This is a genomic window from Stenotrophomonas sp. 2201_Sma (assembly GCF_056486685.1).
This window is the reverse complement of sequence record NZ_CM151329.1, coordinates 1,181,860-1,203,325: the sequence shown is the minus strand read 5'-3', so window position 1 is coordinate 1,203,325 and position 21,466 is coordinate 1,181,860. Positions and strand designations below refer to the sequence as shown.

Below are 21,466 nucleotides of genomic sequence, written 5' to 3'. Positions count from 1 at the left end.
CCCTCCCCGCACTGCCCTCACCGCCGCAGGGCGTCGATCGCCAGCAGCACCCATCCCACCATCAGGCTGGTGCCGCCCACAGGCGCCAGCCGGGTAGGCCACTGCCAGAGCGCGCTGCCCACCAGGCTGCCGGAGAACAGCCCGACGCCCAGCAGCAGCACGTACAGCGCCAGATGTGCGATCACGCCCTGCGCGCGCCGTCCCACTGCAACCAGCACGGCACCATGGGCGAACGCATACAGCGCCGCCATGTTCAGATGCTGCTGCGCCTGCGGATCGGACACGCCATGCGAGGCATAGGCCGACAGGCCGATCGAAGCGGCCGCCAACAGCGCACCGATGCAGGCCAGCAGCGAGGGCTTACGCGCACGTCGTTCCAGATTGAACATGACTGCTCCTTGCGCGGCGCCCGCCCGGCGGCGGACGCGGGATGAAAAAAAACGCGCCGCAGGAAGCGGCGCGTTTTCGTGTCCAACACTACATGGGTCAGCCAGCGCTTACTTGACGGCCCAGTAGATGTCGTAGGTGCCTTCCTGGGTGAACGACTTGTCCACGCCGTCCTTCCACGATTCGTACGGACGGTCGATGACTTCGTTGCCCGAGGTCACTGCCCACGCACGCAGGCCGTTGCGGGCCACGTCCAGGCCGGCCATGTGACCGGTGTAGGCCGCATGCGCCGAACGGTGCGGGGCGACATGCACGTACTTGACCGGCGCACCACCGTCGATCTTGACGGTCAGCTCCTCACCGGTGGCACCTTCGGTACCCTTCTTCTTCACCGGCTGTGCGATGTCGAAGGCGTACTTCTCGGCACCGAAATCGGTGGTGATGATGCGGAACGGACCGGCGGCTTCAAGGCCATTGGCCTCCATCACGCGCTTGATCCACTCCTGGTTGTCCTTGATGGACTTGGTGATGGTGTCCTGGCCGCGGTCGACGTTGCCGGCGTTGACGACCAGCAGGTCTTCGGCCGGCACCTGCACGATACCCAGATCGGTCAGCGGCGCTTCCGGGGTGCGGTAGTCGACGTTCGGCACGGTGGCCAGCATGTTCGCCATGCGCGACAGGCCCAGCTTGATGTCGTCGCCGATCTGGCGGCTGACATACAGGCCGGCGTAGCGACCGAACAGGTCGAAGCCGTACTTCACCGAGTAGTCCTGGGTGATCTTGACGTTGCGACCGCCCTTGCCGGTCGGCTCCAGATTGAAGGTGGTGACCTTGTCGTGACCCTTGGTCGGGTCTTCGATGGCGATCACAACACGCTTGTTCTCTTCGGCCTCGGTCACCTTCCAGGAACCGTTGCCCAGGTCCTTGGAGGAGAAGTCGAGGGTGGCACCGACGCCGGAGGCCGGGCCGGACAGCTTCAGTTCAACGGCGGGATCGCGCAGTACCAGCGGGTTCCAGTCCTTGAAGCGGCGCAGGCTGCTGACCGTGTCGTACACGATCGTCATCTTGCGGTTGGTCTCGATGCTTTCGGTGATGTGGCGCTCGCCCGGCAGACATACGCCAATGATGACGAACAGGCCAGCCACGATCCCCAAGGCGATCAGGAACTCGATAATACGGGTCATTCAGGAGTCTCCGGGGCCGATCCCACGGCCGGGTTGATTGAAGCGAAGCGCCAATCCTAGCAGGCTTCGCGGGCATTGTTTATCGCGATTGGCGCACCGGTTTCCCTGCCGGCTGCGTATTTGTATGGACAAAGGATTGGCAGGGTAGCGCATCCGGCCGCCCCGCATGTAGGGGGCAGCCCGTCCCGGGGCCCGGGAATGCCGGCCAAACCTTTGCCGCAAAAGGCTTTTCGTCAGACCAGCTGCAGTTCGAACGCCTTCAGCACGGCCCGCGTACGGTCGCGCACGCCCAGCTTGGACAGGATGTTGGACACATGGTTCTTGATGGTGCCCTCGGCCACGCCCAGCGAATTGGCGATCTCCTTGTTGGAGAAGCCGCTGGCCATCAGCCGCAGGATCTCCGTCTCGCGGTCGGTCAGCGGGTCCGGCCGGTCCAGGCTGACGAAATCATTGCGCATGTGTTCCAGCCCGGACAGCAGCCGCTGGGTCACCGCCGGCTGCACCAGCGATCCGCCGTCAGCCACGGTGCGGATGGCGCCCACCAGCTGGTCCAGGGTCACGTCTTTGAGCAGATACCCCTTGGCGCCGGCCTTCAGGCCCGCCAGCACCAGCTGGTCGTCGTCGAAGGTGGTCAGGATGATGGTCGGCGGCAGCTGTTCCAGCCGCGACAGGACCTGAAGCGCCTCCAGCCCGGACATCACCGGCATGCGCATGTCCATCAGGACCACATCCGGACGGACCTGGGGCACCAGTTCGACCGCCTGCCGGCCGTCGCCGGCCTCGGCCACCACCTCGATGCCGTCGTCCAGCGCCAGCAGCGAGCGGATTCCCTGCCGCACCAGGGTTTGGTCGTCGACCAGGCAGACGCGAATCATCAACGCACTCCTTCAGGAACCTTGGTAAGGGCGGCCACCAGCACGGTTGCCGGCACCGTCGCACGCAGGCAGAAGCCTTCGCCGGGGCGGGTTTCCACCTGCAGCTGGCCACCGCATTGTTGCAGGCGCTCGCGCATCCCGCGCAAGCCATTGCCCACATTGACCATTTCCGCGCCGACACCGTCGTCGCGCGCCTCGACCACCACCCGGTCCGGCGCCTCACGGTACACCCGGATCCACAGATGGCGGGCCCCGGAGTGGCGCACCGTATTGGTGATGATCTCCTGGGTGCAGCGCAGCAGCACGTGGGCCCGCTGCGGATCCTCCACGTTCAGGGGGTCCTCGATGTCCAGCTGGATGTCCAGCGAGGGCACGTTCTCGGTCAGCGGGCGCAGCGCGGCAGCCAGGTCGATGGCGCTGGTCTCGCGCAGCTGGCTGACCACTTCGCGCACATTGCCCAGCAGCAGCTTGGCCAGCGTGTGCGAGCGTTTCACGTGGTCCAGCGCCTTGCCTTCGGCCAGATGGCCGGCCACTTCCAGGTTGAGGGTCAGCGCGGTCAACTGATGCCCCAGCAGGTCATGCAGCTCGCGCGAGATGCGGGTGCGCTCGTTGACCCGTGCGCTCTCGGCCAGCAGGGCGCGGGTCGCCCTCAGTTCCGCATTCAGCCGGCGCTGCTCGTCGCGGGCGTCGGTCTGCTGCCGTGCGACCAGGCTGGTCACGAACATGAACATGGAGAAGCCGCCATACAGCAGCGACTGCATGAGTGCCTCGAACAACGGCATGTCGAGAATCAGATAGTAGACCGGCAGCACCGCCAGCTGGCTGAGGAGCAACCAGATCACGCCACTGCGCACGGGCAGCATCCACGGGATCACCCCGGCGGCCACCATCATCAGGATGCTGCCCAGGCCCGAACCGCTCAGGTAGCTGACGCCTAGGGCCGAGCCGGTCAGTACCACCAGCACCACCCGGTCGTACCAGGCGGCCTGGCTGCTGTCGCGCAGACCACGGGTCAGCCAGAAGTAGCCGGCGCCGAAGAACAGGTAGGCGGCAAACAGCCACAGGGACCAGCTGTCGATGCCGCTGCCCCCGTGCCGCAGCATCGACTCGTATTGGGAATACACCACGGGCAGGCCGACCATGACCCAGGTGAACAGGCCGGCCAGGCGCAGGACTCGGATTTGGCTGAGATATCCCAACATGGAGGCATCTTAGGCTGAACCAGCGCTCCTGCCCCCGGGCAGAAGTCATGGCGACGGGCGTGCCCCCGCCAGCCACCCATGCAATAATCGTGCGCAGGGTCCGTTGCAGGACCAACCGCGTTACCCCACGGAGTCACAATGTCGATTGTCATCCGCGACGTGCGCGAGCACGAGCTCGATTCCGTCCTGGCTTTGAACAACAACGCTGGCCTGGCCATCCTTCCGCTGGATGCCGCACGCCTGCGCCTGTTCTATGAAACCGCTGAGTACTTCCGCGTCGCCGAGCGCGACGGCAACCTGGCCGGGTTCCTGATCGGCTTCGGCAGCGACAGCCAGCACGACAGCAGCAACTTCGCCTGGTTCAAGCAGCAGCTGGACACCCCGTTCTTCTATATCGACCGCATCGTGGTCGCCAGCCGCCGCCGCGGTGGTGGCGTCGGCCGGGCGTTCTACGCCGATGCGCAGAGCTTCGCCGAGCTGCGCTACCCGCAGATGACCTGCGAAGTCTTCCTCGACCATGGTGCCGATGCCGCCCTGCTGTTCCACGGCAGCTTCGGCTTCCGCGAGCTGGGCCAGAACACCATGCCGCAGGTCGATGTGCGCGCCAGCATGCTGGCCAAGGAACTGTGCAGCTACCCGTGGGTACAGGAGACCTACGGCGGCAAGCTGCCGGATGTGGCATGGACACGCGACCGGCAGCTGCCGGCGCAGGCACAGCGGCCGACGGGGACCTGAGCGTGGCGGTGAATTTCGATTACGAACAGGCAGGTGAACTGAAGATCGGCCAGGTCGGCATCGCCAACCTGCGCGTGCGGACCCTCGATGTCGAACGACTCGTGCAGGAAATGCGCGAACGGGTGACCCGCGCCCCGAAACTGTTCGGCCGTGCCGCGGTGATCCTGGACTTCGGCGGCCTCAGCCAGGTACCGGACGTGGCCACCGCCCAGGCGCTGGTCGATGGACTGCGCAGCGCCGGCGTGCTGCCGGTGGCGCTGGCCTATGGCACCAGTGCGGTCGACCAGCTCTCGCAGCAGCTCGGCCTGCCGCTGCTGGCCAAGTTCCGCGCCCAGTACGAGCGTGTCGAGACCGAGCCGGCCCCGCCGCCTGCGCCTGCGCCGGAGCCGCGCCGCGCCGCCCGCGCTGAACCGAAGCCGGCCCCGGCCGCTCCGGTGGCCAGGGTGGCCGAGGGCTCGGCACCGCAACCGGGCCGCATGCAGCTCGGCAATGTACGTTCCGGCCAGCAGCTGTACGCGGAGAACTGCGACCTGACGGTCATGGCGACCGTCGGCGCCGGTGCCGAGGTCATCGCCGACGGCAGCATCCATATCTACGGCACCCTGCGCGGCCGCGCGCTGGCGGGTGCCCAGGGCAACACCGCGGCACGCATCTTCTGCCGTGATTTCCATGCGGAACTGGTGGCCATTGCCGGCCACTACAAGGTACTGGACGATGTCCCGGACAACCTGCGCGGCAAGGCCGTGCAGGTGTGGCTGGAACAGGACCAGGTCAAGATCGCTGCGCTGGACTGACGCAGCCCCAACATCATGCAGAACCAGGAGAAGTCCTTTGGCTGAAATCATCGTAGTCACCTCCGGCAAGGGCGGCGTCGGCAAGACCACTACCAGCGCGAGCCTGGCCTGCGGCCTGGCACGGCGCGGCAAGAAGGTGGCGGTGATCGACTTCGACGTCGGCCTGCGCAACCTCGACCTGATCATGGGCTGCGAACGCCGCGTGGTGTACGACTTCGTCAACGTCGTGCACGGCGAAGCCACCCTCAAGCAGGCCCTGATCAAGGACAAGCGCTTCGACAACCTGTACGTGCTGGCTGCCTCGCAGACCCGCGACAAGGACGCGCTGACCCAGGAGGGCGTGGGCAAGGTGCTGAAGGACCTGGCCGCCGACGGTTTCGACTTCGTGATCTGCGACTCCCCGGCCGGTATCGAGAAGGGTGCCTTCCTGGCGATGTACTTCGCCGACCGCGCGGTGGTGGTGGTGAACCCGGAAGTGTCCTCGGTGCGCGACTCCGACCGCATCATCGGCCTGCTGGACTCGAAGACGCACAAGGCCGAATCCGGCCAGGACGTGCCGGCCTTCCTGCTGCTGACCCGCTACAGCCCGTCGCGCGTGGAAACCGGCGAGATGCTGAGCATCGTCGACGTGGAGGAAGTGCTGGGCCTGAAGGCGATCGGCGTGATCCCCGAATCGGGTGACGTGCTGAACGCCTCCAACAAGGGCGAGCCGGTGATCCTCGACGGCGAATCGATCGCTGGCCAGGCGTATGACGATGCGGTGAGCCGCATCCTGGGCGAGGAGCGGCCGATGCGCTTCACCACCGTGGAGAAGAAGGGCTTCTTCAGCAAGCTGTTCGGAGGGTAAGCATGGGCCTGTTTGATTTCCTCAAAGCGAAGAAGACCACCGCCGAAACCGCCAAGAACCGCCTGCAGATCATCATCGCGCAGGAGCGCAGCCATCGCGGTGGCCCGGACTACCTGCCGCTGCTGCAGCGCGAGCTGCTGGAAGTGATCAAGAAGTACGTCAACATCGACGTCGACGCGGTGAAGGTCGACCTGGTCAAGGATGGCCAGCACGACGTGCTGGACATCTCCGTGGCGCTGCCGGAAGGCCCGGAAAAGCCCTGACCCCCCTGCCCCGCCCGTGCCTGCATGGGCGGGGCTGCACGATTCCGCATGACTGACACGACAACCGCCGTGGACATCACCTGCGTGGGCGATATCGCCTTCGCCGATGCACAGCGCCTGCTTGCCGCGCATGGGCTGGAGCTGCACCACGTCGCCGCCGGCGAGCCGATTCCCGGCAGCTACTGGGGTGAACCTGAAGCAGGCATCATCGCCAGCAACGTGTATGTGCGCGACGACACGCCCGTGCATTCGATGCTGCACGAGGCCTGCCACCTGATCGTGCTGCCGCCGGAGCGGCGCGCGCAGGTGCATACCGATGCCACTGATTCGGTCGCCGAGGAAGATGCCACGTGCTATCTGCAGATCGTGCTGGCCGCGCAGCTGCCCGGTGTCGGCAGCGCACGGCTGATGGCCGACATGGATGCGTGGGGGTATACGTACCGGTTGGGATCGACGAGAGCGTGGTTCGAGCAGGACGCCGAAGACGCGAGAGCCTGGCTGATCGAACGTGGATTGCCGGTAGCGTGACGCGCCGCGAAACGGGGTCAGATCCCTTTTGCGCAGCAAAAGGGATCTGACCCCCTCACCCCTGCCCTGCCAGCGCACGCAGGGTGATGCCGACGATGTACGCCAGGTAGGTCCCGGTGGCGTAGCCCATCGTTCCCAGCAGCACGCCTACCGGTGCCAATGCTGGATGGAAGGCGGCGGCCACCACGGGCGCCGAGGCCGGACCGCCGATGTTCGACTGCGAGCCGATGGCGAAATAGAAGAACGGCACCTTCAGCAACCGGCCCAGGCACCACAGCAGCACGATGTGCACGGCGATCCAGATCAGGCCAAGCAGGAACAGCCACGGACGGTCCAGCAATGCCAGCAGATCCATCTGCATGCCGATGCAGGCGATCAGGAAGTACAGCAGCAGCGACCCCAGACGTGACGCTCCCGCTCCCTCCAGCGTGCGCGCGCGGGTGAAACTCAGGCCCAGGCCCAGCGTGGTCGACAGCACCACCACCCAGACGAAGGGAGCATCCAGGCTGAACTGCGATGCCCAGCCGACATGGGCCTTGAACCAGGCCGCCAGCGGCGCGCCGATTGCATGCGCCAGACCGACGCCCCCGAACGCAACGGCGACGATCAGCATCAGATCGGTCAGGCTGGGAATGCGCTCGTGTTCGGCCTGGAAGCGCGCGATGCGTTCCTTCAGTTCGTCGATGGCCGAGGTATCGGCACCGCTGCGTGCGTCGATCTTCGCGGCGCGCCCGGCGAGGAAGATCAGTACCGCCATCCAGACGTAGCCGACACCCACGTCGACCACGGCGAACTGGCCGAAGGTGGTGGCGTTGACGTCGAATACTTCGCGCATCGCCAGCATGTTGGCGCCACCGCCGATCCAGCTGCCGGCCAGTGCGGCCATGCCGGCCCAGGTGTCGCCGGCAACGGTTTCCGGGTGCAGCGCGCGCATCAGCAGGAAGGCGACCACGGCACCGAGCATGATGCTGGCGGAGGCGCCCAGGTACATCAGTACCAGCTTCGGCCCCAGCCGCAGGATGCCCTTGATGTCCACGGCCAGGGTCAGCAGCACCAGCGCCGCCGGCAGCAGGATGTCACGCGCGACCGGGTTGTACAGCGCGGTGTTCTGCCCGTCGATCAGGCCGACGGTGTTGTAGATGCCAGGAATGAGATAACACAGCAGCAACGCCGGCACGAAGGTGTAGAAGCGCTTCCACGGCCCCTGCTCGCGCGAGGCGGTCCAGAACACGGCCCCCAAAGTGGCGGCGATCAGGCCGAAGACCACGATGTCGTTCTGGATCAGGGCGTTCGAAGTCATGCGGGCGCTCGGGTAGAGCCGAGCCATGCTCGGCTGCTGTTGGCGGGAAAGGAGGCACAGAGCAGCCGAGCATGGCTCGGCTCTACAAAAAGCAGAGCGCCGCCCTGGGGGGCGGCGCCGGACCGGCTTATTCGCCGATATGCTGCTTCAGCCAGCCGTTGACCGTGTCATGCCACAGGATGCTGTTGTGCGGCTTGAGCACCCAGTGGTTCTCGTCCGGGAAGTACAGGAACTTCGACTCGATCCCCTGCCGCTGCGCCGCCGTGAATGCCGCCAGGCCCTGCTCGACCGGAATGCGGAAGTCCTGCTGGCCATGGATGATCAGGATCGGCTTCTTCCAGTCCGCCACGTGGTTGACCGGGTTGAACTTCTCGTAGTTCGCCGCCTTCTGGTACGGCGTGCCGCCCTGCTCCCACTCGGTGAACCACAGCTCCTCGGTGGCGTAGCCCATCATGCGCTGGTCGAACACGCCATCGTGGTTGACCAGGCACTTGAACGGGCCGTTCCAGTTGCCGGCGATCCAGTTGACCATGAAGCCGCCATAGCTGGCGCCCAGAGCACAGGCCTTGTCACCGTTGAGGAACGAATACTTCTTCAGTGCCGCGTCCCAGCCCTTCTGCAGGTCCTCCAGCGGACGATCACCCCAGTGCTGGCTGATCGCATCGGTGAATGCCTGACCGTAACCGGTGGAGCCGTGGAAATCGATCATCACCACCGCGTAGCCCTGGCCCGCATAGGTCTGCGGATTCCAGCGGTAGCTCCAGCCGTTGCCGAAGCTGCCCTGCGGACCGCCATGGATCAGGAACGCGACCGGGTAGGACTTGCCTTCCTGGTAGTTGTGCGGCTTGACCACATAGCCGTGCACGGTGTCGTTGTTCCAGCCCTTGAACGAGAACTGCTCGAAATCGCCGAAACTGACGTCCTTCAGCACGTCGCCGGCAGACGGTGTCAGCGCACGCAGCTCGCCCATCGGCTGGCCGGCGGCTGGCAGCAGGCCGACCAGTACCTGGTCGTTGCTCTTCAGGCTGTTGCGGGTGATCGCCACGCTGGTGCCGGCCACATCGACGGCGGTCACGCTGCCATCGCCGATCAGACGGGTGGCCTTGCCGGTGGCGACATCGATCTGGAACAGCGGGTGCTCGCCGAGATCATCGGCGGTGGTGTAGATGCTGGCGCCATCGGCGGACAGCACGATGCCACCCGCCGAGCGATCCCACTGCGGGGCGATCTCACGGCTCTTGCCGCTGGCCAGATCCATCGCCATCAGGCCGAAGCGATCAGCTTCAAAGCCGGGGCGCTTCATCGCACGGTAGAACAGCGTCTTGCCATCGGCACTGAACACCGGGCCCGCATCCCATGCCGGGTTGGAGGCGGTCAGGTTCACCGGTGCCTGACGACCGGCAGCATCGAAGCGATAGAGGTCGAAGTTGGTCGACCACGGTTCCTCGCGGCCCGCCACGCGGATGCTGGCGACCACGCTGCTGCCGTCCGGCGACCACACGAAGTCATCATTGCCACCGAATGGCTTGGACGGCGCATCGCCATCGAGGGTGGCGCTCAGCGCTGAAGCCCCCTTGACCGGGCCGGCCTGGGCGCCCGGCAGCGGCGCGACGAACAGGGTGTTGCGACGGCCGTCGTTCCAGGTATCCCAATGGCGCACGAACATCGAATCCCAGACCTGGCCACTGGCCTTGGCGTCCTTCTTCTCTTTCAGCTTCTTCTCGGTGCAGGCCAGGTCCGACGCGCAGGCCTGGAACACGCCGGCGCTGAACAGCACGCGGTCGTCCTGTGGCGAGACGTGGTAGCTGTCCACATCCACCGGGAAATCGGTCAGCTGGCGCGGGGCGCCGCCGTTGATCGCCTGCGCGTACAGCTGCTGGCTGCCGTTCTTGGAACTGAGGAAGTACACCGTCTGGCCGTCCGCCGACAGCGAGGCGGAATTGACGTTCCAGCCGGCCGGGGTGATCTGCTTCGGCGGTGCCGCGTCACGCGTGCGCAGGTTGCGTGCGTACAGGGCGGTGCTGGCCTTGAGGTTGGCGTCAGTGCTGCGCTTGGCGAACACCACGGTGCCGCCATCGGCGCTCAGCACCGGCGCGGAAACGCGATCCATGGCCACCATGTCGCGGATCTCCAGGCCACGGGCAGCGGCGACGCTGGGCAGAGCGGCCAGCAGGCTCAGTGGCAGCAGGGCATGACGCAGTTTCATCGGGATCTCCGCAGGACGGCAAAAAAGCGATGGTAGGCCCCGCAGCCCGGGGCTGCCAAGGCCATCGGTCATGGCCGTGATCGGGCAGCCGCCAGAAACAGCAAACCGCGCCGTAGCGCGGTTTGTGGGTGGACCCGGGATCGGATCCGATTCCGCAGGAATCGGCTCTGCCCCGCCCGGCCACCGCCGGCAAACCGGGGTCAGAGCCCTTCCCGACGGGAAGGGATCCGCCCCCGCGCATTACGCCTTGGCGTACTTGCCGGTGCGGTAGATCAGCCAGCCCACCAGGAACAGCACGGCCAGGCCGATCCACTGCGCGGCCGGCAGATGGAACGGCACGGCCAGCACGTCGGCGCGGCTGCTGACCACGATCGGAATGGCGATGGCGATGCCCATCAGCGCCTCGCCGGTGATCAGGCCTGCGGCGAACAGCACGCCCGGCTTGTGCACGCGGTCGCGGCCCTCTTCATCATCGGCACGCACCTTGTGGAAGCGCTCGACCAGGTAAGCGATCAGGCCGCCGAGGAAGATCGGCACCATCAGCTCCAGCGGCAGGTAGATGCCGATGGCGGCCGCCAGCACCGGCACCCGGAAGCGCGCGTTGCGCGCCTTCAGCCAGCTGTCGAAGGCAATGATGACGGCGCCGACCACGGCACCGATGCCGATGAAGGTCCACGGCAGCTCGCCACCGAACAGGCCCTTGGCCACCGACGCCATCAGGTTGGCCTGCGGCGCAGCCAGCGCGTTCGGGTGCAGCTCGGTCTTCACGCCGATGCCATAGGCGGTGGCCAGCAGGTTCAGCACCGGGGCCATGATCAGCGCGCAGGAGAACGCACCGATGCCCAGCATCAGCTGCTGCTTCCACGGCGTAGCGCCGACGATGTAACCGGCCTTGAGGTCCTGCAGATTGTCACCACCGACGGCGGCAGCGCAGCACACCACCGCGCCGATCATGATCGCAGCCACCGCACCCAGCGGTGCACCGCCGGTACCGACCGGCTTGAGGCCATCGGCACCCAGCAGCACGACCAGTACCGCCGAGGCGAACAGGATGGTGGAAATGGTGATGCCCGAGACCGGGTTGTTGGACGAACCGATCAGGCCGGCCAGGTAGGCCGAGACCGACACGAACAGGAAGCCGGCGACGATCATGATGAGGGTCATCGGGATCGACACGTGCCACTGGCCGACGATGGCCTGGTACAGGGCCAGCAGCGGCAGCACGAAGACCACCAGGGCGACCAGCATCCACTTCATCGGCAGGTCGCGCTCGGTGTGCGCCAGCACCGGTCCGCCGCTCTTGCGGGCGGCGGCAAAACCGCTCTTGACGCCGTTGAGCAGCGACTTGCGCAGCGAAATCAGGGTCCAGATGCCACCGATCAGCATTGCGCCGACACCCAGGTAGCGCATCTTCGCGCCCCAGATGGCGAATGCGGCCTCGGTGGAGGACGCAGCGGCCACCGACGCGGCCAGTGCCGGATCGGTGTTCATGAAGAACGCCTGGTAGAGCGGGATGGCGATGTGCCAGGTCAGGATCGAACCAGACACCACCACGATGCCGACATTGAGGCCGACGATGTAGCCCACGCCCAGCAGCGCCGGCGACAGGTTGGTGCCGATGAAGGCGGTGACCTTGGAACTGCCCACGTAGGCCGAGGTGGCCCAGGCATCGGGAATCAGGCGCATGCCGCTTTCCGCGGCCAGCTTGACGAAGGCGCCGATCACCGCCGACAGGCCCAGGATCTTCAGGCCCGGACCCGGGTTCTCACCGGCCTTGAGCACTTCCGCCGCCGCCTTGCCTTCCGGGAAGGGCAGCGGATCTTCGACGATCATCGAGCGGCGCAGCGGCACCGAGAACAGCACGCCCAGCAGGCCGCCCAGGCCGGCAATGCCCAGCACCCACCAGTACTTGAAGTCCGGCCAGTAGCCCATGATCACCAGCGCGGGGATGGTGAAGATGACACCGGCGGCGATCGAGGAACCGGCCGAGGCGCCGGTCTGCACGATGTTGTTCTCGAGGATCGAGCCACCGCCCAGCAGGCGCAGCACGCCCATGGAAATGACTGCGGCGGGAATCGCGGTGGCGATGGTCAGGCCTGCGAACAGACCGAGGTAGGCGTTGGCCGCGGACAGCACCACCGCCAGCACGATGGCCAGGGCCACTGCGCGGAAGGTGAGCTGCTTGGGCGCAGCGTCGTGGTTCATGGGAGCCCCTGCTGGCAAAAAATCCCTGCCACGCTAGCGTTCAGGGGGCGGCAAGTCCAGCACACCGCAGCATGACAAGCGCCAGCGGATCAGGCAGGACACCGATCAGGCACAGGCAGCAGACGCATCCGGCACATTCCGGCTGGGCATCCCGCAAACGATATGTTATATCTTTTCGATTGCACACCACCGCCGTCCGCATGCCCTCTCCCCCACCGGCCCGCCTCACCTCCATCGACCAGCTGCGCGGCACCGTCATGCTGTTGATGCTGCTCGACCACGTGCGCGAGACCTTCTTCCTGCAGCACCAGGTCAGCGACCCGATGGACGCAGCCACGGTCTCCCCCGCGCTGTTCGCGTGCCGCCTGCTGGCCCACCTGTGCGCACCGGTGTTCGTGCTGCTGACCGGCCTGTCGGCCTGGCTGTACGGTCAACGCCAGGCGGATCCGCGCCGGGCCACGGCCGCGTTCCTGCTCAAGCGCGGGCTGTTCCTGGTGGTGCTGGAACTGACCCTGGTGAATTTCGCCTGGACCTTCCAGCTGCCTCCGGACACCGTATACCTGCAGGTGATCTGGGCGATCGGCCTGAGCATGGTCGCGCTGGCCGGCCTGCTGTGGCTGCCACGCGCGGCGCTGCTGGTGCTGGCGGTACTGCTGGTGGCCGGCCACAACCTGCTCGACGGCGTGCGCGTGGCAGGCGACGGTGTGCTGCCGGTGCTGTGGAAGGTGCTGCACCAGCGGGACTGGATCGAGGCCGGTGCACTCCGGCTGCGCACGTCCTATCCGGTGCTGCCGTGGATCGGGGTGATCGCGCTCGGCTATCTGATGGGGCCCTGGTTCGCGGCGGACCGCATGCCAGCGCAGCGTCACCGCTGGCTGGTGTGGGCTGGGCTGGCAGCGCTGGGCATGTTCGCCCTGCTGCGGTTCGGCAACGGCTATGGCGATACGCCCTGGCAGTTCCAGCAGGACGCGCTGCGCACCTGGATGAGCGTGTTCAACGTGACCAAGTATCCGCCATCACTGCAGTTCCTGTTGCTGACCCTGGGCGTTGGCCTGCTGTGGCTGCGCGTGTTTGAGTGGCCTGCGATGGCACGCGCGTTGAGGCCGCTGGCAGACATCGGCGCGGCACCGATGTTCTTCTACCTGCTGCATTTGTATCTGCTGAAGCTGCTGTATCTGGCGGCGCTCGGGTTCTGGGGGCCGACCCACGGCAGCCTGTACGCTCTCGATTCGGTCGCCGGCCTGATCCTGGTGGCCTGTGCATTGGCGGTGCTGCTGTACACGCCAACGCGGGCATTCGCGCGGTTCAAGGCGCGTCGGCGCGACCTGGGCTGGCTGCGATACCTGTGACCCCGCTCGCCGGGCGCGGCCTGATGCTGCCCGCCACGGGCGCGGCGGCGGGCCTATAATCGCGCCCTTTCCGCAGTGCCCGCCGTCGATGACCGTTGCCGCTCCCGCTTCCGACGACTTCCTTGGCCACCCCAAGGGCGTCTACGTCTGCTTCTTCACCGAAATGTGGGAGCGCTTCTCCTTCTATGGCATGAAGGCGCTGCTGCTGCTGTACCTGACCAAGTACCACCTGTTCGGCGACAAGGCCGGACTGGACCTGCTTGGCGCCTACGGTGGCCTGGTGTACTGCATCCCGGTGTTCGGCGGCATGCTGGCCGACCGCTGGCTGGGCATGCGCCGTGCAGTGCTGTTCGGCGGCATCCTGCTGGTGCTGGGCCATCTCGGCATGGCCTTCGAAGGCCACGCGGCATACCGGGTCAACGGTGAAGTAATGCGCGACACCTCGGCGCTGGCGGTGACCTATCTGTCGCTGGCGCTGATCATCATGGGCGTGGGCTTCCTCAAGCCGAACATCTCCACCATCGTCGGCAAGCTGTACGCCAAGGACGATCCGCGCCGCGACTCGGGCTTCTCGCTGTTCTATGCCGGCATCAACCTCGGGGCGCTGTTCTCGTCGCTGGTGTGCGGCTTCCTCGGCGAGGCCTATGGCTGGAAGTATGGCTTCGGCGCGGCGGGCATCGGCATGCTGGCCGGGCTGGCGATGTTCCTGTGGGGGCAGAAGTACCTGCACGGGCATGCCGAGCCGCCACAGCCGGCCGCGCTGAAACAGCGGGTGCTGGGCCTGCCGCGTGAATGGCTGATCTATCTGTGCGCGGTGCTCGCGGTGCTGCCACTGGCGTGGCTGATGTGGGCCGCCGGTAACGGTGCGTTCGCTCTGGGCGGCGAAATCAGCCTGGCGTTGATGCTGATGCTGGTGGTGCTGGGAGGCGTGCTGGTCTGGTTCGCCTGGTTCACCGGCAGCCAGTGCACGCCGGTGCAGCGCCAGCAGATGATCGCGCTGATGGTGCTGATTTTCCTGGCGCTGGTGTTCTTCACCCTGTACGAGCAGTCCTATGGCTCGTGGGTGACGTTCACCGATCGCCTGCTGACCAAGGACATCGTTCCCTCGCTGGTGATCACCGACGGCACGCCGCTGCCCTGGTCGATCCTGTCGTTGCTGCTGGCGCCGCTGGGCTTCGTGGTCAGCGCGCGCCTGACCGAGCGTCGACCGGGGTCGGCCGCGCCGCGCCGGTTCTTCATTGCCATCGTCGCGCTGATGCTGGTCCTGCTGGTGCGCGACTGCCTGGTGATTCCGCAGACCGCCGGCTCCCTGACCTATCTGGGCGGACTGTTCCTGGTGCTGCTGGCGCCGGCCTTCGCCGCCCTCTGGACCTGGATGGACCGTCGCGGCTGGGAGCCGGGCAAGCCGGTCAAATCCGCCTGGGGCCTGGTGATCGGCGCGCTCTCGTTCGTCCCGCTCGCATTGGCCGCACAGCAGGTCGGCGCCACCGGCGAGATGGCCAGCGTCTGGTGGCTGGTCCTGGCCTACTTCCTGTTGGCCAGTGGTGAGATGTGCCTGTCGCCGGTGGGCCTGTCGGCCGTAACGCAGCTGGCCGTGCCGCGGGTGATGAGCCTGATGATGGGCACCTGGTTCCTGGCCACGGCCTTCTCCGAGACGCTTGCCGCGCTGTTCGGCAAGCTGGCGGCCATCGATGTGCCCGAAGGCGGCACGCTGGACATGGCGGCGGCGGCCGGTGCCTATGCGCACCTGTTCTGGCTGCTGATGTGGATCGGCCTGGGTTGCGCCCTGCTGGCCTTCATCGCCGCGCCGCTGCTGAAGCGGATGATGCACGGGGTCAGGTAACTGCACTGCGCGGCGGCGGATCGTGGATCCGCCGCCGCTCTGCGTTTACGGCGCCTTGCCCTTCCCTGCCGGCGCCGATGCCTGGGCGGTCTTGCCCCCCAGGCTGCGCGACAGGAATGCGAGCAGCTTGTCGTAGTACTCGGTGCGATGGGCCAGGGTGTAGAAGCCGTGCCCCTCGGTCTTGTAGTACAGGCTTTCCACCGGCGTCCCGGCACGCTTCAGTGCCGCTTCCATGCGCTCGGTGTGCTGGATCGGCGCACGCTTGTCTTCGCCACCGGCCGCGAGGAACACCGGCACCTTGATCTGCGTGGCCAGGTTCACCGGCGAAACCGCGCCCAGCTTGGCCGGATCACCCAGCCATTCGCGCAGGAAGGTCACGCCCGAGTCGCGCTCCTGCACATCGCCGCGGGCAAACATCAGCGGCAGGTCGTACACGCCGACATAGCCGGCCGCGCACTGGTACAGCCCCTGTTCGCGGGCAGCGCCCATCATCGCGGCGTAGGCCCCGTAACTGGCACCGTAGATGCAGATGCGTCTGGCATCGGCGATCCCCTGCGCGATCGCCCAGCGGGTGGCGTCGGTGACGTCATCCTGCATCGCGGCGCCCCATTGCTGGGCGCCGGCCTGGGCATGCGCACGGCCATAGTTCCCCGAGCCACGGAAGTTGACCTGCAGCACGGCGTAGCCGGCAGCGGCCAATATCTGCGTCTGGCGGTCGTACTGGCCATTGTCGAACACGTGGAACGGCCCACCGTGCGGCATCACCACCATCGGCAGGTTGCGTCCGTCGCTGCCGGAGGGCACGGTGAGGAAGCCGTGCAGCGGCAATCCGTCGCGCGCCTTGAGTGCCACCGGACGCACCGTTGCACTGCGATCGATGTCGATCCAGTCGCTGCGGCTGATCAGGTGATCAGCCTTGCGGGCCTCCGTGTCGTACACATAGAAGTCGCCGGGATTGGTGCCTGACCAGGTCTCCACCAGCACCACGCGGCCATCCCGGGTACTGGAGGTGATGTAGACCGGCCCCCCGAAGGCCGCCTCCAGGCTGCGGTACAGACGCGCCTCCGGCGACTTCTCGTCGAAGAACCGGGTCCGTGGTGTGTCGCCCATAAACAGGGCGCCCACCGGCACATGGGTGCCGGGCCGGCGGATGATGCGGTACGGATCGACCACCTCGTCGCGCAGCACGACAGCGCGCTCGCCGGTCTGCGGATTCCAGCTGACGATGGCATCCGGCCCCTGCGCCTGCTCGGCCTGCAGGTACGCCAGGCTGCCATCGGCGGAGAAGCCGATCGCGGTCTCGATGCGCGTGCTCACCGCCTCATCGTTGATCATCTTCCAGCTGTCGCCCGATCGCTCGCGGTAGTACAGCTTGTTGACATTGTCGCTGCCGGACCCGTGGACGAAACGGACTTCGCCCTGGCCATCGGTGGTGAACTCACCGCGCCGCACCGGCGAGGAGGCCATGCGCACACGCCTGCCGCTGGCCACGTCCATGCGTTCGACGCGGGTGAACGGATCCTCCGCGAACGGCCATACCGTCACCAGCACGTTGCGTTCGTCGCCGGGCAGATCATCGGCCAGGAACGCCGCGACCGCCTCGACTTTCTTCGGCTGGATGCGGGTACCCGGGCCCTTGCTTTCGACGCGGTAACCGACCAGCAGCTCGCCGCGATTGCCGTTGGCATCGATGGCGTAGAGCTCGCCGGTGGGATTGGGCTTATCCAGCGCGCCCCACTTCTCGGCCAGGCCGATCAACAGCCGTTCGTTGCTGACCCAGTCGAATTCGTAGGCATGGTTCTTCTGCGGCGGGCGGAAGCTGCCCACGAGCTGCTTGTCGGCCAGCCGCATCACCGCGATCGCGGTGCTGTCCTCCATCGGCACGGTGGCAGCGACATACTCGCCCCCCGGCGATATCTTGATGTCGGTGAAGGTCTCCTGGCGCAGGAACTGCGTCAGATCCACCGCCCATGCGCTGCCCGCGGCAACGCTACCCACGACGACCAGTGCGGCCGTCAACATCGTCCTGCGCATCCTTCCCCCTGCTCCGATGGACACCTTGTCCTGTACACGGATTCTAGGCAGGCGCCGTCTGTCCCGCCAGAGCCGGAAAAGACGACGGCACCGTTGCCGGTGCCGTCGTTGCCACTGCCTTGGAGAGAGAGTCAGGACGTGGGTTCGGGGGCGTGCGCCGGGTCAGTGGACCCCGCGCACCGCCAGGGTGAGGGCCAGGATGCTGAGGATCACCGCGATGGTGCCGTCAAGCACACGCCAGGTGCTGGGCTTGGTGAACAGCGGCGCCAGCAGGCGTGCACCGAGGCCCTGCGCGGTCAGCCACAGGCAGCTCGCGGTGACCACGCCGGCCGCGAAGGCCATGCGTGCGTGGCCGAAGTTCTCGGCAATGGAGCCGATGACCATCATGTCCAGCCAGAAGTGCGGGTTGATCAGCGAAAAGCCGACCGCCGCCATCAGCACCGCGCGGCGGCTGCCGTCGTCGCTGTCGGCTTCACCCATGCCACCGCCACCGGCAATGGCCCGGCGCGCCGACTTCATCGCGTACCAGGCCAGGAAAGCCACGCCGGTCCACAGCACGGCCGAGGTCAGCCACGGCAGCGCCGAGGTCAACGTGCGCAGGCCGGCCACGCTGGCGAAGATGAAGAACGCATCGATGGCCGCGCAGGTGGCGACCACCGGCACGATGTGCTTGCGCAGGATGCCCTGGCGCAGGATGAAGGCGCTCTGGGCACCGACCACGGCGAACAGGCCGATGCCGGTGGCTGCACCAGAGAACCAGGCACCGAGGCCGGTGCCGGCGGAGATGACCGAAAACATGGGATTCACTGCCTTGTCTTGCTGGGGGGACGGTGCCTCGCGAAGGCGGACAGCACCGGGTACGGGCGCCATTGTCGCGCCGCAACATAGAAAAGACGAGCTAAACTTCCTAAACCAACATTAGCGGAACTTAATACCATGCGCATCGACCATGCCCAGCTGCGCGCGCTCGCCGCCGTGATCCGCGAAGGCAGCTTTGATCGCGCGGCGCAGTCGCTGAATGTCACCCCCTCCGCCATCTCGCAGCGGGTCAAGGCGCTGGAGGATCGTGTCGGACGCCTTCTGGTGAAGCGTGGCGCCCCCGCCACTGCCACCGCCGAAGGCCAGGTGCTGGTGCAGCTGGCCGAGCAGACGGCCCTGCTCGAGCATGACGCCCTGCACCGGATGGGCCTGGCCGATGAAGATCTGCCCCAGGCCAGCATCCCGGTGGCGGTGAACCACGACAGTCTGGAAACCTGGTTTCCGCAGGCGGCGCAGCAGTTCGCACTGGGTACCGGCACCACGCTCGACCTGCGCGTGGAAGACCAGGACCACACCGTGGAGCTGCTGCGGCAAGGCACGGTGCTCGGCGCGGTGACCACCCTGGACGAGCCGGTGCAGGGCTGCCAGATCCATGCACTCGGCAGCATCCGTTACGCGGCCACCTGCACGCCGGAGTTCCGCGAACGGCACTTCGCCAAGGGCGTGACCGCGCAGGCGCTGGCGCAGGCACCGGTACTGGTGTTCAACCGCAAGGACGAAATGCAGTCGCGCTTTGCCCGGCGCATGGCCGGCGATGACCTGCCCAGCACCGCGCCGACCTGGTGGATTCCCTCCACCCGTGCCTTCGTGCAGGCCAACCTGGGCGGCATGGGCTGGACCATGAACCCCCTGCCGCTGGTCAAGCGGCACCTGGATGCCGGCCGCCTGGTCTACGTGCGACAGCGCGCGTGGGAGGACGTGCCGCTGTACTGGCAGCACTGGAAGGGCGATGTGCAGACCATGGCCCTGCTGACCCGCGCGGTGCTGGAGGCATCCTCGACGCTGGTGCGGCGCAGGCGCTGAATTGCTGACTGTACTCAGATGCAGCGACTTTGGTGGACAGGGTCTTCGCGCCGCAACCTTAGAAATTGCGGCAATTACGACACGGTGTGGCGTCATTGCCCGCCGACCGGAGCAACTGTATTACGTAAGCTGGAAGGTTCATCAACTGTGAGTCAAACCGAATGGAACTTCCTGACGAAATCTATCAGCGGGTCACTGATCTCTCGGAGCAGGGAAACGTCCGCATGGATGCCCATGATCATGCTGGTGCGATGCGCTGTTGGCTGCAGGCATTGGGCATGCTGCCAGCGCCTGCGAAGGATTGGGAGGCCTATACCTGGCTGTGCGCCTCACTAGGAGACGCGAGCCTTCTTTCCGGCGATGTCCCGGTGGGCCTAAAGTACTTCATGGATGCGCTGAATGGCCCGGACGGGCATATCAATCCCTTCATCCTGTATCGCATTGGCCAATGCAATGAACTACTGGGGAAACGCGACCAGGCCCTTGAATACCTGCTAAGGGCGTACGCGTTGGATGGCGAGGACATATTCGACGCCGATGATGACGGTAGTAAGTACCTTGCCTTGCTGCGACAGCAGGGCCTCATTTCGCCTTGATGCCACCAAGGCAGCCGAGCGTTGGGAATGCAGCGCTTGGCAGCCAGGACTTGCCCGGCGCCAGCCGTGGACAAACCAGGGCAAAGCGACTTGGCGCCCTCCGTCCTCTCTTCTCCGCGTGACCGAGGTCCGTTCAGGGTCGCCCAGTTGTGCCAGCATCGAAGCAACCGACACGGAGCGCCGCGATGCAGACCGATCCGCTGTTCCTGCATATCCGCGTGGTGATGGGCATCATCCTGGGCCTGTCGATCACGACCCTGCTGAAAGGGATTGCGCAGATCATCGAGCATCCGCAGCGACGCGGCTGCTCGGCACTCCATCTGTGCTGGGTGGCATGGACGCTGGTGTCGCTGGTCACCTTCTGGTGGTGGGAGTTCCGCCTGATCGAAGTCCACCGCTGGACGTTCGAGACCTATCTGTTCGTGATCTGCTACTGCGCGACCTGGTTCCTGCTCTGCGCCCTGTTGTTCCCGGATGACCTGCGTGACTACGGCAGCTACGGCAATTACCTGATGCAGCGCCGACGCTGGATATTCGGCGTGATCGGCGCGCTGACGCTGCTGGATCTGGTGGACACCGCGATCAAGGGCACAAGCCGGTGGCATCTGCTGGGCGCGGCGTATCCGGTCCACACCCTGCTGATGCTGCTGGTGGTCCTGCTGGGCTGGAAACTGCACTCCAGCCGGGCACAGCTGCGACTGGCCGCGGCCACCCTGCTCTACCAGATCGGCTATTTCACCGCCGAATACTTCACAATCGGCAACGATTGAACGAGACGGGCAGTTCCTTCAGCGCCCGGTCACAAGGAGGTGCCATGACCATCCGTTACCGCGATGCCCACCCCGACGATGCCGCCGCCTGCATCGACCTGCGCGGGCGTACCCGCGAGAATGCCTTCAGTGCAGCGCAGCTGGCCGAGCTGGGCATCACGACGCAGAGCTGGGCCGAAGGCATCTGCAACGGAGATTTCATCGGACGCATCGCCTGCGACGGCGAGCGCATGGCCGGCTACGGGTTTGCCGACCGCGAAAGCGGCGAGGTGCTGGTTCTGGCCCTGCTGCCGGAGTACGAGAATCTGGGCATCGGCCGACGTCTGCTGCAGGATGTGGTCAGCCTGGCCCGGGATGCCGGTCACCACCGGCTGTTCCTTGCGTGCTCGGCCGACCCGCGCTCGCGCTCGCATGGCTTCTACCGCCATCTCGGCTGGTGCCCGACGGGCGAGATCGACGAAACCGGCGACGAGATTCTCGAACTGCGTTGACCCCAAGCGGAGTGC

The 21,466-nt window shown here is 66.2% G+C and carries 20 protein-coding genes; 11 read left to right on the top strand and 9 right to left on the bottom strand.

Annotated elements, in window-relative coordinates; all coding sequences use genetic code 11:
- Positions 1 to 17 precede the first annotated feature (17 nt).
- From ACZLIF_RS05690 to ACZLIF_RS05675, 4 genes are all read right to left on the bottom strand, one after another.
- A complete protein-coding gene (locus ACZLIF_RS05690) occupies positions 18 to 389 on the bottom strand; it encodes a DUF423 domain-containing protein (protein ID WP_128989324.1) in 372 nt (123 codons plus the stop codon).
- 108 nt (positions 390 to 497) lie between these two features.
- Positions 498 to 1,571: a polyketide cyclase gene (locus tag ACZLIF_RS05685; protein ID WP_053516163.1), complete on the bottom strand. Its 1,074-nt coding sequence runs from the start codon at positions 1,569 to 1,571 to the stop codon at positions 498 to 500.
- Between the two features lie 233 nt (positions 1,572 to 1,804).
- On the bottom strand, positions 1,805 to 2,446 hold the full coding sequence (locus ACZLIF_RS05680; protein ID WP_053516165.1) for a response regulator: 642 nt from the start codon (positions 2,444 to 2,446) through the stop codon (positions 1,805 to 1,807).
- Positions 2,446 to 3,648 (bottom strand): sensor histidine kinase, encoded by a 1,203-nt coding sequence (locus ACZLIF_RS05675; protein WP_053516166.1) that lies wholly within the window; start codon positions 3,646 to 3,648, stop codon positions 2,446 to 2,448. Before ACZLIF_RS05675 ends, ACZLIF_RS05680 begins: the two co-directional genes overlap by 1 nt.
- A 138-nt stretch (positions 3,649 to 3,786) precedes the next feature.
- On the opposite strand from ACZLIF_RS05675, the gene ACZLIF_RS05670 reads away from it, so the two are divergent.
- The 5 genes from ACZLIF_RS05670 to ACZLIF_RS05650 are packed head-to-tail and all read left to right on the top strand — an operon-like array spanning position 3,787 to position 6,815.
- Complete coding sequence (locus tag ACZLIF_RS05670) at positions 3,787 to 4,383, top strand: GNAT family N-acetyltransferase (RefSeq protein ID WP_053516169.1); 597 nt, start codon at positions 3,787 to 3,789, stop codon at positions 4,381 to 4,383.
- Positions 4,329 to 5,177, top strand: a complete 849-nt coding sequence (minC, locus tag ACZLIF_RS05665) for a septum site-determining protein MinC (protein ID WP_053516171.1) — start codon at positions 4,329 to 4,331, stop codon at positions 5,175 to 5,177. Before ACZLIF_RS05670 ends, minC begins: the two co-directional genes overlap by 55 nt.
- Positions 5,178 to 5,214: 37 nt before the next feature.
- The gene (gene minD, locus ACZLIF_RS05660; RefSeq protein WP_053516174.1) at positions 5,215 to 6,024 is read left to right on the top strand and encodes a septum site-determining protein MinD; all 810 of its coding nucleotides are present in this window, start codon (positions 5,215 to 5,217) and stop codon (positions 6,022 to 6,024) included.
- Between the two features lie 2 nt (positions 6,025 to 6,026).
- Positions 6,027 to 6,287 (top strand): cell division topological specificity factor MinE, encoded by a 261-nt coding sequence (minE, locus tag ACZLIF_RS05655; protein ID WP_053516176.1) that lies wholly within the window; start codon positions 6,027 to 6,029, stop codon positions 6,285 to 6,287.
- A 48-nt stretch (positions 6,288 to 6,335) separates the two neighbouring features.
- Positions 6,336 to 6,815: a hypothetical protein gene (locus ACZLIF_RS05650; RefSeq protein WP_128989326.1), complete on the top strand. Its 480-nt coding sequence runs from the start codon at positions 6,336 to 6,338 to the stop codon at positions 6,813 to 6,815.
- 55 nt (positions 6,816 to 6,870) lie between these two features.
- On the opposite strand, the gene ACZLIF_RS05645 is transcribed toward ACZLIF_RS05650, so the two are convergent.
- The 3 genes from ACZLIF_RS05645 to ACZLIF_RS05635 all read right to left on the bottom strand — a co-directional run bounded on the left by ACZLIF_RS05645 (position 6,871) and on the right by ACZLIF_RS05635 (position 12,526).
- Positions 6,871 to 8,115, bottom strand: coding sequence for a DUF819 family protein (locus ACZLIF_RS05645; RefSeq protein ID WP_053516181.1), 1,245 nt, complete (start codon positions 8,113 to 8,115; stop codon positions 6,871 to 6,873).
- 127 nt (positions 8,116 to 8,242) lie between these two features.
- Complete coding sequence (locus ACZLIF_RS05640) at positions 8,243 to 10,321, bottom strand: alpha/beta hydrolase family protein (RefSeq protein WP_128989328.1); 2,079 nt, start codon at positions 10,319 to 10,321, stop codon at positions 8,243 to 8,245.
- Between the two features lie 240 nt (positions 10,322 to 10,561).
- Complete coding sequence (locus ACZLIF_RS05635; RefSeq protein WP_128989330.1) at positions 10,562 to 12,526, bottom strand: OPT family oligopeptide transporter; 1,965 nt, start codon at positions 12,524 to 12,526, stop codon at positions 10,562 to 10,564.
- 200 nt (positions 12,527 to 12,726) lie between these two features.
- On the opposite strand from ACZLIF_RS05635, the gene ACZLIF_RS05630 reads away from it, so the two are divergent.
- Both ACZLIF_RS05630 and ACZLIF_RS05625 read left to right on the top strand, forming a co-directional pair.
- Positions 12,727 to 13,875 carry an acetyltransferase domain-containing protein gene (locus ACZLIF_RS05630; RefSeq protein WP_128989332.1) on the top strand — a complete coding sequence of 383 codons (1,149 nt, stop codon included), beginning with the start codon at positions 12,727 to 12,729 and terminating at the stop codon, positions 13,873 to 13,875.
- An 88-nt stretch (positions 13,876 to 13,963) separates the two neighbouring features.
- Entirely contained in the window at positions 13,964 to 15,718 is a 1,755-nt protein-coding gene (locus tag ACZLIF_RS05625; RefSeq protein WP_128989334.1) for a peptide MFS transporter, read from the top strand.
- 45 nt (positions 15,719 to 15,763) lie between these two features.
- Here the strand turns inward: ACZLIF_RS05625 and ACZLIF_RS05620 are convergent, their stop codons facing one another.
- Both ACZLIF_RS05620 and ACZLIF_RS05615 read right to left on the bottom strand, forming a co-directional pair.
- Positions 15,764 to 17,752: an alpha/beta hydrolase family protein gene (locus ACZLIF_RS05620; protein WP_128989336.1), complete on the bottom strand. Its 1,989-nt coding sequence runs from the start codon at positions 17,750 to 17,752 to the stop codon at positions 15,764 to 15,766.
- A gap of 162 nt (positions 17,753 to 17,914) precedes the next feature.
- Entirely contained in the window at positions 17,915 to 18,550 is a 636-nt protein-coding gene (locus tag ACZLIF_RS05615) for a LysE/ArgO family amino acid transporter (protein WP_053516190.1), read from the bottom strand.
- A 138-nt stretch (positions 18,551 to 18,688) separates the two neighbouring features.
- Here ACZLIF_RS05615 and ACZLIF_RS05610 point away from each other — a divergent pair, with 138 nt between their 5' ends.
- The 4 genes from ACZLIF_RS05610 to ACZLIF_RS05595 all read left to right on the top strand — a co-directional run bounded on the left by ACZLIF_RS05610 (position 18,689) and on the right by ACZLIF_RS05595 (position 21,451).
- Positions 18,689 to 19,594 carry a LysR family transcriptional regulator ArgP gene (locus ACZLIF_RS05610; protein ID WP_053516191.1) on the top strand — a complete coding sequence of 302 codons (906 nt, stop codon included), beginning with the start codon at positions 18,689 to 18,691 and terminating at the stop codon, positions 19,592 to 19,594.
- A 161-nt stretch (positions 19,595 to 19,755) separates the two neighbouring features.
- Complete coding sequence (locus ACZLIF_RS05605; RefSeq protein ID WP_128989338.1) at positions 19,756 to 20,190, top strand: tetratricopeptide repeat protein; 435 nt, start codon at positions 19,756 to 19,758, stop codon at positions 20,188 to 20,190.
- Between the two features lie 185 nt (positions 20,191 to 20,375).
- Positions 20,376 to 20,960: a hypothetical protein gene (locus tag ACZLIF_RS05600; RefSeq protein WP_053516192.1), complete on the top strand. Its 585-nt coding sequence runs from the start codon at positions 20,376 to 20,378 to the stop codon at positions 20,958 to 20,960.
- A 44-nt stretch (positions 20,961 to 21,004) separates the two neighbouring features.
- The gene (locus tag ACZLIF_RS05595; RefSeq protein ID WP_065182375.1) at positions 21,005 to 21,451 is read left to right on the top strand and encodes a GNAT family N-acetyltransferase; all 447 of its coding nucleotides are present in this window, start codon (positions 21,005 to 21,007) and stop codon (positions 21,449 to 21,451) included.
- Positions 21,452 to 21,466: the final 15 nt, after the last annotated feature.